14 protein-coding genes and 1 pseudogene are annotated in these 15035 nt (G+C 45.0%); 10 read left to right on the top strand and 5 right to left on the bottom strand.

From position 1 onward, the window contains the following. Positions 1–83 precede the first annotated feature (83 nt). Together TZ48_RS01385 and TZ48_RS01380 are read left to right on the top strand one after the other, a co-directional pair. The gene (locus tag TZ48_RS01385) at positions 84–479 is read left to right on the top strand and encodes an XRE family transcriptional regulator (protein WP_112477979.1); all 396 of its coding nucleotides are present in this window, start codon (positions 84–86) and stop codon (positions 477–479) included. Between the two features lie 347 nt (positions 480–826). Then, complete coding sequence (locus TZ48_RS01380; RefSeq protein ID WP_112477978.1) at positions 827–1951, top strand: porin; 1125 nt, start codon at positions 827–829, stop codon at positions 1949–1951. A gap of 625 nt (positions 1952–2576) precedes the next feature. Here TZ48_RS01380 and TZ48_RS01375 read toward each other — a convergent pair. The 3 genes from TZ48_RS01375 to TZ48_RS01365 are packed head-to-tail and all read right to left on the bottom strand — an operon-like array spanning position 2577 to position 5183. Beyond that, entirely contained in the window at positions 2577–4013 is a 1437-nt protein-coding gene (locus TZ48_RS01375) for a YfcC family protein (RefSeq protein WP_239670652.1), read from the bottom strand. A gap of 37 nt (positions 4014–4050) precedes the next feature. Continuing rightward, entirely contained in the window at positions 4051–4998 is a 948-nt protein-coding gene (locus TZ48_RS01370) for an amidohydrolase family protein (protein WP_112477977.1), read from the bottom strand. After that, positions 4992–5183 carry a hypothetical protein gene (locus tag TZ48_RS01365; protein WP_112477976.1) on the bottom strand — a complete coding sequence of 64 codons (192 nt, stop codon included), beginning with the start codon at positions 5181–5183 and terminating at the stop codon, positions 4992–4994. Before TZ48_RS01365 ends, TZ48_RS01370 begins: the two co-directional genes overlap by 7 nt. A gap of 988 nt (positions 5184–6171) precedes the next feature. Between TZ48_RS01365 and TZ48_RS01360 the strand changes: the two genes are divergently transcribed. From TZ48_RS01360 to TZ48_RS01345, 4 genes are all read left to right on the top strand, one after another. After that, complete coding sequence (locus tag TZ48_RS01360; RefSeq protein ID WP_162674445.1) at positions 6172–8184, top strand: cyanophycinase; 2013 nt, start codon at positions 6172–6174, stop codon at positions 8182–8184. Positions 8185–8315: 131 nt separating this feature from the next. Then, positions 8316–8762, top strand: coding sequence for an exoribonuclease R (locus tag TZ48_RS01355; RefSeq protein ID WP_112477974.1), 447 nt, complete (start codon positions 8316–8318; stop codon positions 8760–8762). Positions 8763–8884: 122 nt separating this feature from the next. Then, positions 8885–9325 (top strand): hypothetical protein, encoded by a 441-nt coding sequence (locus tag TZ48_RS01350; protein WP_112477973.1) that lies wholly within the window; start codon positions 8885–8887, stop codon positions 9323–9325. Further along, positions 9271–10029, top strand: a complete 759-nt coding sequence (locus TZ48_RS01345; RefSeq protein ID WP_162674444.1) for a hypothetical protein — start codon at positions 9271–9273, stop codon at positions 10027–10029. Before TZ48_RS01350 ends, TZ48_RS01345 begins: the two co-directional genes overlap by 55 nt. 49 nt (positions 10030–10078) lie before the next feature. Here the strand turns inward: TZ48_RS01345 and TZ48_RS01340 are convergent, their stop codons facing one another. Continuing rightward, positions 10079–10828, bottom strand: coding sequence for a hypothetical protein (locus tag TZ48_RS01340; RefSeq protein ID WP_112477971.1), 750 nt, complete (start codon positions 10826–10828; stop codon positions 10079–10081). A 136-nt stretch (positions 10829–10964) separates the two neighbouring features. After that, complete coding sequence (locus TZ48_RS01335) at positions 10965–11345, bottom strand: SpoIIAA family protein (RefSeq protein ID WP_112477970.1); 381 nt, start codon at positions 11343–11345, stop codon at positions 10965–10967. Positions 11346–11612: 267 nt separating this feature from the next. Between TZ48_RS01335 and TZ48_RS01330 the strand changes: the two genes are divergently transcribed. The 4 genes and pseudogenes from TZ48_RS01330 to TZ48_RS26575 all read left to right on the top strand — a co-directional run bounded on the left by TZ48_RS01330 (position 11613) and on the right by TZ48_RS26575 (position 14845). Next, a complete protein-coding gene (locus TZ48_RS01330; protein WP_112478074.1) occupies positions 11613–11996 on the top strand; it encodes a hypothetical protein in 384 nt (127 codons plus the stop codon). Between the two features lie 204 nt (positions 11997–12200). Further along, positions 12201–13499: an MFS transporter gene (locus TZ48_RS01325; RefSeq protein ID WP_112477969.1), complete on the top strand. Its 1299-nt coding sequence runs from the start codon at positions 12201–12203 to the stop codon at positions 13497–13499. A 3-nt stretch (positions 13500–13502) separates the two neighbouring features. Continuing rightward, positions 13503–14327 (top strand): annotated as a pseudogene (locus TZ48_RS26580) (Glu/Leu/Phe/Val dehydrogenase dimerization domain-containing protein); the annotation flags it as partial. 77 nt (positions 14328–14404) lie between these two features. After that, on the top strand, positions 14405–14845 hold the full coding sequence (locus TZ48_RS26575) for a dehydrogenase family protein (RefSeq protein WP_275426388.1): 441 nt from the start codon (positions 14405–14407) through the stop codon (positions 14843–14845). The last annotated feature ends 190 nt before the right edge of the window (positions 14846–15035 follow it).

The following is a 15035-nucleotide window of genomic DNA, read 5'->3' as shown; positions in this document are numbered from 1 at the left end:
ATTTAAATCTGCCCACATCCTAAGCTTGTTTCCCAAGGCTCACAACGGGTAAAATTCGAAAAAACGAACTGGAGTACGAAGTTGTGAGCTTTGCTGAAAGACTTAAAGAATTGATTGGACAAGAAAGCGTCAGTGGCTTTGCTCGCCGTGTTGAACTCTCCGAAGCGCTTATACGCAAATATCTTAAAGGCAGTGAACCAAGCTTAGCAAAAGCCAATCAAATCGCTATGAAAGCCAACTGCTCACTAGAGTGGCTCGCCACTGGTTGCGGCTATTTATATCGTCAAGCTGAAGTGGTTGATATGCCCGCCTATCAGCTCGCTTATGAAACCGTGCTAGGTAATAAACTCGCTGACAGTGACACCCTTACCCACCGCAAACTCATCATCGCGTATCAATACTTACGTGCTACTAAGAAAAACGATGGGCATTTAGATGCGCATGGAATGAAAAGACTGCTGGCTAGCATTAATAACTAATAAATTACTCATTAAAAACCTCAGAGCTTTTACACTAACTTAAACACACTTAACATTACCGCAACAACCATCAGTAACACATAGATTACACCGCTCCAAGTATTAAAGTTACAAATAGGTCAGCATTCACTCCTTTGATAAATGTGACCAAGATTAAACACACGTTTGAATAAAATACCTTACACTAATATCAACAAACAGATTTATTAAGAGCGAAGGAATATTCCCCAACGCGAATAGAACCAACTCTCCAATAATGTCCCCCAACAGTGGTATTCAAAAATAGAAATATTTTTGAAGGGGGTTCTTATATCCGAAAAACGGAATAAATATAAAAAGGAATACATATGAAAAGTCTATTCAAACTTTCTACCTTGGCAGTGAGTGTATTTGCTGCATCGCAAGTTGCTGCTATTGAGTTGTATAATGCAGAGGGTACGAGCGCGAACATGTATGGCGCAATCGCTGCTCAAGTCAGTGCGTATGATTACGATGAATCAACTATTATCGGTAATGATGCAGGCTTTGCTTATAACTCAGACCAAACGCACATTGAAGACCCAGGCTCTTGGTTTGGTTTTGATATCAAACATCAAATGGGCAAAGTGTATGGTCTAGCAAAGGTTGAATGGGATGTGGACTTCTCAACATCAACAGACCTTGATACGCGTCGCGCGCTAACTGCACGCCAAACATTCGCTGGTTTCGGTCACGATGACTTTGGCTCAATTACCATTGGTCGCCAAGAAAGTCCGTATATGAAAACAGACAAGGGTTACTACGCTTATTGGGTTGGCGGTCTTAACATGATGCAATCTGACGAATTAGGAAGCCGCCGCTCTCAAAACACGGTTGTTTGGCAAAATGACTTTGATAACCTTTACGTAGGCCTTCAATATCAAGCTCGCCGCAGCGTAGATGACCTAATTACTTTTGGTGGTAACGGACTGAACTTTGGCTCATTGCTTCAAGTTAATCCTACAGAAACTAACCCTACAGTTACAATTAAAGGTGGCTATGGTGCAGCAGTTGCTTATACTATTGAACAAACTGGTACATATTTAGCGGCAGCTTACAACCAAGCTAACGATATCAACGGTTCGTTCATTGATCTTCTTGGCATTCCTCTTGCCTCAGCGGCAATTACAGCTACTGACGCAGAGGTTAAGCAGTACGCGCTAGCACTTGAGCAACATTTGCTAGAAGGAGCATTGTCTCTTTCTGCTCGATACGAAGAGTTTACCGCTAAAGATGGTCTAAACGCTTTTGATTCGAAAACGACCACATTCGGTTTTGGTGCAAATATGTACCTGTCAGACGCATTCCGTATTTACGCTGGCTACGAAATGGCTGAAGAAAAAGATGAAAAGCTTAGCCGCACTAAGACTGAAATGACATCGTTTAACCTTGGCGCTGCTACGCTCCTGTACCATGGGGTGAAGTTTACCTGGAAAGCTACACAGACGATCTAAAACTTAACGATGGTTTGAACTTCAGTGATGGCTCTATTGGCGTAGAGTCGAAAGGCACGCACTTCTTCCTAGGTGCTGCAGTATTCTTTTAAAGAGTAATTAAATTACTCGTTCCTAATTTAAAATTAAAAGGTCTTTTATGACTCCATAAAAGACCTTACTTCGTTTATATACACAGACGCATATCGAATAAAAATCAAACTATAGTATACCTAGACTTAATTATTAAGTATTTTGACCGTGACACAACAGTACTATCTATAATATTGATAGTTCGACCCCACCGCATAGGTTAAGAGATATCTTTAGTTGGTTGAAAAAGCAGTAACTACCATTCGATAGAAGCACCATCAAGTACTCGAAACGTAACTGTCTGTTCTAAAGTGAGACTCTCTGCCACTCTGATAATACCTAACGCACCTTCCTCTGCAGTAAAGGTGGCATTTTCACCACCAATATCGGTTTGGATCCAACCCGGATGAATCGCTAACGTTTTTCCACCTTGCGGTTCAAGAAAAATGACAATGGTTCAAACACAAAAAACGCCATCACCAATCGGCAACAGCGCTTGTTGAGATCATAAGTGAAAACACCTAGGCAGCGATATACAAAATAGCGCAGGAGCTTACAAACACGACCACAATGTAAGGCATGACCCACTTGAAGAAGCGTCCATATGCACATTGGCAATCGCCAACCCAGCAACAACTGTAGCAGCAGTCGGCGCAAACAAGTTAATCCAACCCGAACCCAACTGATAGGCAGTTACAACGATATCTCGGTTGACGCCTGCAAAATCGCTCATCGGCCCCATCAAAGGCATCGAGACCGTCGCTAGACCTGAGCTCGAAGGAATAAAGAATGCCAACACTATATGCGCGATGTAACTTACGACAGCAAACACGCCGCTGTCGAGGCCCACAACCATGCCTTCTGCCCAGCTCAGGATAGTATCGGTAATATTGGCGTCGTTCATGATGACATTGATGCCTTTGGCAACAGCGATAACCAAGGCGACACCAATCATGTCCTTACAGCCTGCAATAAAGGAACGAACAAACTGCTCTTCAGGCATACGATTGATCAAACCAATCAAAATAGCTGCAACTAAATAGACTATCGAGATTTCCTTTAACCACCAGTTGAGCGCCGGTACAAACGTGACACCGATGTCCTCCCAAGGGATCACACCATAAATCATGAGTGCAAAGGCACCAAAGAACACGGTCATTGTGATTTTGTGTTGCTTCGTATATGGCAAGGCCGTCGGCTGAGCAGAGAACTGATCAGAGAACGTAATATCACTGAGTAATGATTGGCTCGGGTCGGCTTTTACCTTAGCGGCATAGCGCATAATAAACACGCAAGTCACCAAATAAAGCACCGCAAACGCGAACAACCTAACCACAATCCCATCACCAAGCTGAATTTCAGCAAAGCGTGAGGCCACACCGGTGGCGAATGGGTTGACGGTACTGGTTGCGACACCAATGCCACTACCAAGTAGAATAATACCCGCGACGACTAAGCGATCGTAACCCGCAGCGATAAACAGCGGCAGTAAAATAACCCAAAGGCTCACCGTTTCTTCACTCATACCGTAGGTGCTGCCGCCCACCGCTAAAATGAAAATCAAAATCGGGATCAGCCACTGCTCTTTGCCCGTAAAACGCTTAGACAGCGCGCTGACACTTGCATCCATGGCGCCTGTTTGAATTGTCACATTCAAAAAACCACCAATCATTAGTACAAACAAGATGATAGAGCTAGCATCACCAAAGCCCGAGAGTGGAGCTGCAAATACATCGAACACGCCTTGCGGATTGCTCTCTAGCTCTTGGTAAGTACCCGGAATCGGCAGAAGTCGCTCGCCACCGGAATAACTGCTGACATTTTCAGCGCTGATCACCTCGCCACTGTTTGCCGTTCGATAGTCGTATTTTCCACTAGGTACAAACCAAGTCATCAACGCGACTAATGCGGTGATAATAAACAGCAACGTATAAACCGTGGGCATTTTAAATGTCCACCCTTTTGATTGCGTTGTCACTTCTGTGGTCATAATAACCTCCTTGATAATATTCTAATGCGCGTCTTAATTAGGAAAGCCGCGCGATACCATTCGTCCAAACTTGTTGAATTGAAAAATCGGTGGGATTTAGCATCACAAAATCAGCATCTCGTGCCTGTTCTATTCGGCCTTTATTGGAAAGACCTAAACGAGCTGCAGGGTTACAAGTAATACAACGCAGTGCGAGTTCGAGCGGAATGTCATATAGCATTACAGCGTCGACCACGGCTTGAAATAGGCTGTCGATTTTGCCGCTGTCAGTCCCTATTACATTGCCATGTGGGTCAAATCTCGGCAGGCTTGCATTGGCGTCAGAGGTAAAACTGATTTGTTCGATTGGTACGCTGGCCTCTAACATCGAGCTGAGCGCTTTGGCACATGCCACTTCGCCATCGGCCAACAACCCAGCGTTTGTACTGGTGGTAAAATCGACAAAACCACCGTCTAGTGCAAATTGGATACCCGCCTCAAACAACCTCGGATTCCGGTTAATATGGGTAGGCCAAAACAGTGTCTGAGGTAAGTCGCTGTTTTTAATAACCTCGCTAAGCAAACTTAACTGCTCTTGTTCATCACCAAGGTGACACAGCACGACACCTGTCTTACCCGCTAGGCTTGCGCTGGTTCGTACACTTCTACCAATTGAGTATAAGTCTTCAAAGCGAACGACTGAGCCTCGATGATCGGACAGCGCGAGCTCCCCAAGTCCAATCGCATCAGGCAGGTACAAAATGTCCTGCTCTATGCTATCGGTTATCGTGCAGGGTGGCAGATGATACGAACCTGTGTAGAAATAAGTGGATACGCCTTGTTTTGTCAACTCACGGCTCTTACCCAGCAAGTTTTCTACCGAGCGCGTGATGGAATCGGTGCCTAGTGCACCCGCGGCGCAAGTGACACCCGCATTTAACATCTCTTGTGCAGTGACTTCTATCGTACGATTACCAAAGCCTCCTTCTCCACCACCACCTACAATATGTACAAGTCCGTCAACAAATCCAGCACAAGTATATTTTGTTCGCCATCAGTAACAGTAAACACATCACTGTAGGTGTTATTTGGCGTAGATACTTTAAGAATCTTGCCACCACCAATTATAATATCTCGAAGGCCAACATACTCTGGCGCATAGAGAATAATATTTTTAATAACGTGCAACATACTCTACTCCTAATAAGTGAGCATTTATATTGAAGAGAAAATAGAAACAACCAACAATTGAACTAAACACGTGCAACGCTATATACCTCAACACGTATAGCACAGTAAAAAATTCAAAAAGTTGTTATTAATTCGAATCAATAGCCGTCATCCGTATACAGGCACGGAAAAAGCATTAATTCTCAGAAAAACGGAAAGTTATTCGTTGCACCATTCGCTGAGAGCGTGGCGACTGAGGCGATAGAAGCCAATAAAAGTAACAGCGGTGATGCAAGATTCAGCACACAAGCATGCACGGTATATTAACCGTTTAACTTGTTCATGTGTGAAAACTTGAGACATAGCTGTACCCAATTGAAAAGAAAGACCGTGTCAGTCTAGTGGGTAAAACATTTAATAAATGTGACAATCATCGTAATTATCCATATTACTTCACTTCTACAAAGCAGCGACACGTAATTTGTGATCTTTCTATCAAAGCTAATCACTCATTCAATAAATGTATTTTTTGAATAATCTTCCAGTATCAAAACTAATTTAGCTATCCATATAACTATACTATCACCATTAATGAATAAGCATTCAGAATATCGAGAAATTTAATATTGTCGAAATAAAGAATGCCTTCTACCATTTTGCTTTATTCAACGCATTAAATCGTTAGCCTTAGATCCAACGTTAATGAGCAAAGCGGAAAAGCAACTTCTCACAAAGGTAACGCAGTGTTTCATGTCATCCGACAAAATCGATTATTTGATTACGTGTTCGCACAGCGAAGCGCGGTTTCCGTCATGACGCACTCCACCTTTCTCGGTTTCTATAAGCTCAGTCGACATGCATTGAGCGAGTGGTATAACGAATAGCCCTCCCTTCTCTTTCAAAATATTGAACCACAGAAGTTCACCAACATTCAGAGTCATGGCGTATTCGGCTCTGACTTATTTTGTACTGTCTGTACTGATATTTCGTCAGTATGAAGGGAATCTTTATGCAAACAAAACACACTCTTGCTACCGTCGTGGCTAGCCTAGTTCTATTAACTGCTTGTGAAAGCGACAACGACCAACAAGCAAACAATCAAAGCAGTAGTGATACCTACACTAAGCGTCTATTTTTGGGTGGGGGTCACTTGACTGCCTGTTCGTCCATGACACCCGGAGACTGCAATGATTGGGATAAAGTTCGCTCTACGCTGTTTGCCGACATCGACGATGCAGCAATTCGCACACCACAATCCGAAGCGGTATCCATTTCAGAACAATATGTAACGCGCGTGCTCAGCACAAGTGCATGGCAAAATGAACCCGAGTGGCAAAGCGCCCTTGAAAACACATTTCAAACCTTACAAGCCGAAAACCCCTCTCTTAAATATGACTCTTGGGATGCCTTTAAATCGGCGTTTATCAATGTCTCTGTCACTAGCGTTAACACCAAAATCGACGGCGTAGACGCTGATGGCGATTACTTGTGGTACAGCTCATCCTCTGATCAATGGGACGCGCTGCACTATTTAAAGATGGACGATGGCTTAATTCAATACACTCCAAACTCTGCAAACCTCGCTTTACTGCTTGATGTATTCGCAGAAAACAGCGCCGTTTCAGCGGCAATCAGCACGCTTGAACAAAATAAGCAGTATCCCTATATAGACTTGGTGAACGCGCTATCACCGGCCTTTAACTCTCTCACTATTGAAGACCAATATCGTCTACTTAGAGCGCTGCGCAATGATGTAGCTTACCAACGCCCTCACGAGCGAGTTGCACTTTCTGATACCTACAGCGAGGACTCTATCAGTGCTTATCAGGCTTTTGTTTCTCTCGCTTCAGAAAACAAACCTGACGGTGAAAAACCCACTGTCCTTGTCATGACTTCATCATCGAACAACAATTACGACGTTGCCGATTTCTATGTAGATATTTTTGAGCAAGCAGGTGCAAACAGCTCGTGGCTTCCTATCGATCGAGCCTATCGACAAGCGGTAGACACTGGACGCTGTGAAGACTTGCAGCTATTTCACGACATCTATGCCGGTAAGCCTCATCAAGATATCTATTTCCCCGATTACGCCGCGATTAAACAGCAAGCATGTGAAACGCCGTCAAGCCTGCTAGAGCTGATTGCGTCCGCCGACGGTCTTTTCATAAACGGCGGAAGTCAAAGCCGAAGCTTAGATAGCCTCATTACCACACTTGGAGACAGTGAAGAAATGGCGCTGATCCGTCAACGATACGAAGAGGGCAAACTATTAGTGGGTGGCAGCAGCGCGGGTACCGCAGTCATGACCGGCGGTCAATTAGACGCCAATGCAAACACTAACCCTATGATTGATGGTGGCACCAACTACGATGTTCTCGTTGGCGGCTATCCATCCAGTGCTTTTGTGGCAACCGGTGGTCTTGGTTTATTTACCTTGGGGGTCACTGATACCCATTTCTCTGAGCGTGCTCGAGAAACTCGTTTGATTAAACTGCTGCAACAGCAACAGACGCGTTTTGGTTTCGGTATTGACGAGACAACCGCCTTGATTGTGAAACAGGTTGTCGGAGCGCAAGATGAGTCCCCAATTTCTATGTCCGTTGTCGGCGCCAACGGTGTTTATATCATTGATATGGCGGGCAGTTCCCTCGCAGAAGAGCAACCACTTTGGATTACGGATGTGAAAACCCACTTTTTGCGCGAAGGCGATAGGCTTGATGTTGATATGTCTCAGTTAAGCTACGACATTCAATTTAGCGAAGAGTCTTCCAACAACGAGATTGATGAAACAATCGCACCGCTAACCAACGATGATATTTTGTACACTAAACAAGATAATTACCGTTACCTTGCTCAGCAAATGATCGATGCGAAAGCAAACATGGCAAAAGGTACTAGTTACGAGAGTGACCCAACCTACACTGTCACGCTCAAACGTGACAGCCAATCAAAAGCCGTCACTAATAAAGAAGGCAATAGCTCTTACCAATCGATCTTAGTCGATATAACCTATCAAAACTAATTTCAAGCCCTAATAGCACCTTAAGAGCCACATCGTTGTGGCTCTTTTTTCAATATAGAATGCTAAAAGCTGGAAAATCACTGCTAACTCCTTACAATGCTCGCCTTAACCGATAGTAAGAGTATGCATTTATGATCCCAGATTACACCTTCGATACCCTCAACACTATGCCACGCCAAGAGCTAGAAGAGTTCGCTGCGCGTATGATCAGCCGCATGGTACCTGAAGATGTGATGACCGAGCTTTTTACCTTCGATCAGGAAGAAGTGGACAACGAAGATCGCATGCTAGCGACACAACTCGATGCCATCTTAAGAATGACGGCGATTGCGCTTTGCGAAATCCAGCAAGCATTTGACGATTCGGACAATGCAAATCAGAACAGTGAACGTATGACGCGCCTTGTTCTATGGCACTTTTATGCGGTTTCCTTCAACTTGGAAAGCGCCATCCCATTGCAAACGCATTGCAACCACGTTGAAGTCCTATTGAACAATAGGCCGAAGGATGTTCTAGGTTGGGTGAAGACGCTCAATGATTTATTGCACTCTTACGCAGAGCTCAATGCAAAAAAATAAACACCAACTGTACTGTAAATAGTAGAAACTGAATCGATCCTTCCTAACCTAATGTGAATACTGTTGTTGCCTTTGCTGGTGGCAACAACTCTACGCCAATTAGGAAACAGGAAGGCCGCAACATGTATTCAGATTTGCTTGAATCACAGCCCAAAAATAAATCGCAGCAACCACCTACAACACAGCGTCGCGATACCTCTTCTAAACCTTTATCAGACAAACGAGCAGACACCGACAACATCACCACAGCTCAACGCCAACCTCACCTCATAGACAATCGTCTCATGAATGTGGTGAGTGCGCCCCTTCAGCGCCCGTCAAACCAAGCTTCTCAGCCAAAGCTATCGACAAACAGTGTCGTACAAAGAGCTAAAGTACCGAATGGTTTCGATCCTGACGCATGGGAAAGTCTCACCCCTCACGCTCGAGCAGTCTATAAGCTGATCGCCCAATCCCCTAATTTCGATATCCTCCGTTATGACATGGGTGAGAACAAGCTCATTGCCGAATGCGCCAACCTTGGCATGGCTCTAGAGCTAGCGAGAAGTCTGTTAAATCACTAACCGATTACGCGACCATGGTTAACCAAAATGCCGCCAAAGCAAAAGCAGTGGCCAAACAAGTCGTTGGTTTCGGTCTTGGTGTTGGTACATCGGTTGGTGGGATGGCTCTCAAACCTGTTGCTAACGGTGTGGGGAACCATTTAGCTGGACGAGCGGTCAACGCGGGCATCAGTGTGACCGGAACAGGAGTTAAGAAGGTAAGCCAATGGGGTGCAGGTAAACTCACCGGCAAAAAGGTTGGCTCAGAAGATATGGACATTGCTGAAACACTGAGAAAAAACACCGGCAAAGCGGTTCATAACAGAGGCAGTGCTAAAGAGTGGATAGCAGAAAAAGCCCAGGATGCCTGGGATGATAAGTATTGGGTAGCCGGCAGCTTTGCACCCGTCTTACTAACAACGCTACTTACCGCGACATCGGTACTAACCGGTGGCCTAGCTTTAATACCAGGACTGGCCATTTCTGGTTTGATGGCAGCGACCAAAGCCGCTGTCGAAGTCGATAAAGTAGACCAGATTGAGCGAAAGCTGCTTTTGCAAGGAGAACCTAAACTGCGGGGAATACTAAAAGATATTGGTCTCGCCTATGTGCTATTCAACAACTGCAGATTTGGTAATGAAGACAAAATCATACAAGTGAAAAAATCCATGTTAGATTCGCACACGATCGTTCAGCACGCAGTTGATCATTTAGCATCAAAATAATACCCCTCTTTGCTCACCGTGCTCTTTAATCTGCAGATGTCATTGATACTTACATCAGTGACATCGCAAACTCTCTCATATGACGAGCATTGTCGGCGCTGTCTGCATCACCACAAGCCGTGCCGTAGTACTTAATACCTGGGGATGAATATATGGGTAGTGATTTATCCGCATAAGTCATTACAGTGCCCGCCTCGCGACACAAAGCACCAAAGGCGTAAGGCTTTATGAAGCTATGGAATTCGGGTAACAGCATACCTTTTATCCAATGAATGGGCTCATCGTTGTGCCATGCCCAGGCTAAATGACCCAGTTCATGCTCTAAAATGGCATCACGGGCATCTGCGGTCATTACAAAAAAACTACGACTAAAATTCAAATGTGCTTCGCCTACGAACCCGCCTCTCCCAAAAGCATGGCCTTCAGGTAGAATGAGTCCATAGTATCGACCTTTCTTCTGCATCGGTTGCAAGGTCGCTTCTCCAACGGTGTCGATTAATTGCTTATGTAAACGGCCAGTATCATGACTTTCAAACTCCTTGAGGTCAATGCGAGTCACGCCTGCAATAACTCTCCTCATGGGTATACAAGAATTGTCGAGCACCAAGTTTGAATAATCGACATATTCTTGAAGTCTTTCATCACTGACAAAGTCGCCAGTAAAAAAGTGGATCGGCGTTTCCACCTTTTCCATCACCTCACAGCTTGGCAAGGCAAGCTCCTCTCCACTTCGTTTACCCAAATAGAACAGAGCGAAGACACCCAGTAGACCAGCTACCACAGCTAACTTTTTATTCATTCCCAAAATCCGGCAAAATACCTTAATATCAACCACTCAAAAGCCTATGGTTGCATATGCCATTGCCCTACTTCTATATCTAGCAGCTTGTGAGAGCTGGGATTGCGACGGATGTTGCTATTTCATTTCAGAAGCATCAATCTGTTAACCATTCAATGGCGTCTTGATAGTTGCCAAAAGATGCCATGTTCCCGGCAATAAACCAGCTACCTATTTTACTCGCGAGCTCCTGCCAATTCTTATCACCGTAGATAGCGATCTTTTCTATGTTGACGCCAAACTTTAACCCTAATTTAAAGTCGTCCCAGGCCGCTCTTAGCTCCCAGCCGGAAAACTCCGTGATATCAACCAACATTTTTATGTGATCTGCAGATACCTCCTGCAAACTCGACTCAAGTACAGGAGTGATCACCTCATAGTCTTCATGAGTAAGTTTGCCTGTCGCTTTAAGCATTATTACCGACTCGTTGCCAATTCGCTCTAAACCAATCGTAATACCATGACGTTTTGTGCTCATATCAGTGCCCTATTTTGACTACCTAGCTCAACCATAGAGCAAATCTCAACTCAGAATCTTGACATCGTAGTCAAGTTTCAACAAATCCTATTGAAACAGTCCCCAAACCCTAGAGCATTCGATAGGAAAACAGTCACCGGTTAGTGCTTCAATATAAATGCGGCAACTACTATGAAGGACGAACTCCTTATTTGCAGCCGTATTTATAATTACAATGAGGATGTAACAAATCGTTAGGTAGTACACTGACAGGAGCTATCGATGGCTATGAATCATAAAGCGCAGCAACTTCTCCAACATCTTTGTCGCCAATATGACCGTGTATCCTCAAAGTACCAGTCAGAGCCATTTCCGGTTTTTGCAGAAACATTCAAAAGCGAGTTTGGGTATTGTTTGGTAAGAAGCCCAGCGGGAAGTCTTCGGTTTAGCATTGTGTCCGTAAACTTTACCCCTGAAGCCAGAGGACAAGGCGTACTTACGCAGTTCATTCAATACATCAAAAACAACCCATACCACTATCAAGGTGTTGAAGTAGAAATTATCGAAAACCAAGGTCTGGCTGCTAAGCTCTTATCACTTGGTTGGCAGTATAAATCGGTATTCAATCGATGGTTGTTTTCTAAGAAGCCAACGCTGGTTCATAACTTTTGATTCGAGATACCCGGTACCGATGTTGTCAACAACAATTCGGTGATGCCTTGTGTACACACTGTTCACTTCTGCCGTGGTCTTATCTGACGGTTGCATAAGGCTACGATGTCATGACTACACGTCATGTCCTACTCAAATATGCATTACGAATGTGTTTGAACTTAGTTTCCGTTTCCCCCGTAACGAAACGCCAAGGAGGAATAAATGAAACTTAATAGCACGACACTCTACGAACGACTCTCGAACGAGGAGGATGCTAGAGCATGCAACGGCATTTCGGATAAGGCTTGTCGAGAAGTACCTGGTAACTTTCTGAAGATCTTGTTAGCTCAGCTCAGTACCAAGCTTGCAGATTCGTTTAGCAGCAGCAAAGTCGTTCTGCCGTGGCTTTTAGCCACTGCTGGCGCCCCGGCTTTTTTTACCGCACTTTTGGTACCCATTCGTGAATCAGGATCTATGATGCCACAGCTGTTGCTCGGTGGTATCGTTCGTCAATTCCAGCGACGCAAACAGTTTTATGTTATTGGATCATTATTGCAGGGTGCCTCAGTTGCCTTGATGGCTATTTCTGCAGCCCAACTTGATGGAGCTGCGCTTGGTTGGACTATTACCGTATTACTTGTCCTCTTCTCACTAAGCCGAGGACTTTGCTCAATTGCGAGTAAGGATGTGCTGGGAAAAACCATCCCAAAAGCACGGCGCGGTCGACTGGGTGGACTGAGTGCTAGCCTCTCTGGCATCGTAACCCTACTCGTCACTGGCGGCTTACTGGCTTTCCAACAAACCACCATCACATTCATCATTATAATGCTAGTCGTCGCCAGCTTTTGTTGGCTGTTAGCCGCACTGAGCTTTGGATCGATCATTGAGCATGCGGGTGCTACGGAAGGTGCTAACAACGGGTTAAAAGTCGCCATACGAAATCTTCAACTTTTGCGCCTCGATACGCAATTTCGATACTTCGTCGCCGTGCGCGCGTTGCTCATGGGCTCAGGACTGGCCGCCCCCTTTATCGTACTACTAGCCACGCCACATACCGATTTAACCGGCGTGCTTCTTTTTGTCATATTGACCGGACTCGCTAGCATGGTCAGTGGCCTATTCTGGGGGCTTCTAGCGGATAGAAGCAGTCGCTTCGTAGTCTTATTGACGGCTGCCTTATCCATTTGTGTATTCCTGTTCGCGTCCTTGTTCCACGCAATGTTCGAGCGTGCTCTGTCATCAACAACTGTTTTAGTCGTTTACTTATTACTCTATTTCCTTCTCGCGGTTATCCACCAAGGGGTTCGCCTCGGTCGTAAAACTTACCTTGTAGACATGGCAGAAGGAAACAAACGCACCGATTACGTATCTGTGAGTAATACAGTCATCGGCGTACTTCTCCTTGCATACGGAATACTCAGCGGAGTGATTGCACAGTGGAATATGACCGCAGTTCTAGTGCTATTCTCATTAAGTAGCTTCGCTGCGTTTACTTTAGGTTTGAAACTAAAAGAGGTTTAAAGTATGCCTGTTACAAAAGATCCTCACGATTTTTTCCAATGGCTGGAACAGCGCAATCCTAATCAACAAGAGTTCAATCAAGCCGTACACGAACTTTTCAAAGATCTGCTCCCCGTGATCGCGGAGAATCCTGAGTTCGAACAGCACCAAATCATGAAGCGCCTAACAGAGCCGGATCGCATTATATCGTTCCGAGTTTGCTGGGAAGACGACAATGGTGACTTACATGTTAACCGCGGCTACAGAGTTCAGCACTGTGGAGTTCTTGGCCCTTATAAAGGTGGAATTCGTTTTCATCCCTCTGTTAATGAGTCTGTACTTAAATTTCTCGCTTTTGAACAAACATTTAAGAACGCACTTACTATGCTCCCTTTAGGTGGTGGCAAAGGCGGTGCGGACTTTGATCCGAAGGGGCGTTCAGATCGAGAAATCATGCGTTTCTGTCAAGCCTTTATGAATGAGCTCTACCGACATATTGGAGAAAACACGGATGTGCCCGCTGGTGACATCAATGTAGGCAGCCGTGAAATCGGTTTTCTTTTTGGTCAGTACCGACGGCTTGCAAACAATTTCAGCGGAACGTTAACTGGCAAAGATATCGAATTCGGTGGTAGTCACGTTCGAACAGAAGCAACTGGTTACGGTCTGATCTATTTTGTAGAGAACATGCTTCGCCAAGCAGACGATGGCCTTGCAGACAAAAAGGTGGCAATTTCAGGAGCGGGTAATGTTGCTCTTCATGCTGCACTAAAAGCCACAGAAATGAACGCAAGAGTCGTCACCCTCTCAAACAGCCACGGTTCGATATATCACAAAGAGGGTATAGATCAATCAACGCTCAAAGACTTAATAAGATCGACTGATCGTCCCGATCTCGAACAAGTTGCCAATGATATTGGAGGGAAGTGGCGAGAGGACAAAAAGCTTGGGATGTTGGTTGTGATATCGCGCTACCCTGCGGTACGCAGAATGAACTTGATGAAGACGACGCCAAGGTTTTGGTTGAACAGGGCTGCCTGTTTCTCGCAGAAGGTGCAAATATGCCGTGCACTGAAAAGGCGATCGACGTACTGAATGAAGCGAGCGTAGCCAATGCGCCCGGCAAGGCCTCCAATGCAGGTGGAGTAGCACTTTCAGGACTAGAGATGTCGCAGAATGCGTCATTCAGCTCACTGACTTTCGACGAGTTAGACGAGAGGTTGAAGCACATCATGAAAAAAATCCACAAGCAATGCGTTGAACACAGTGATAGCGAGCCCGATGGCTGGGTGAATTATCGAAAAGGTGCGAATATTGCTGCGTTCAATCGCGTGGCGGCTAGTATGTTATCTCAGGGCATTGGATAGAGAACTGTTGTTTGCATTCGGCTTTAAAATTATAGAGCTCTAAATTGCTGCTTCTCTATAAGGGTATCCTAACCTAATAACTAGATGGACATGCTCAAGGGTGTAGTATGTACAGGTTCCTAGTTGTCTTAGTGTCAGCGCTGTTATTGGCTTGCTCTGAGCCGAACAATGATACTAATCACCGTTAAGA

Source organism: Vibrio variabilis (genome assembly GCF_003263785.1).
GTDB lineage: Bacteria > Pseudomonadota > Gammaproteobacteria > Enterobacterales > Vibrionaceae > Vibrio > Vibrio variabilis.
This window is presented reverse-complemented; position numbering and strand designations above follow the sequence as displayed.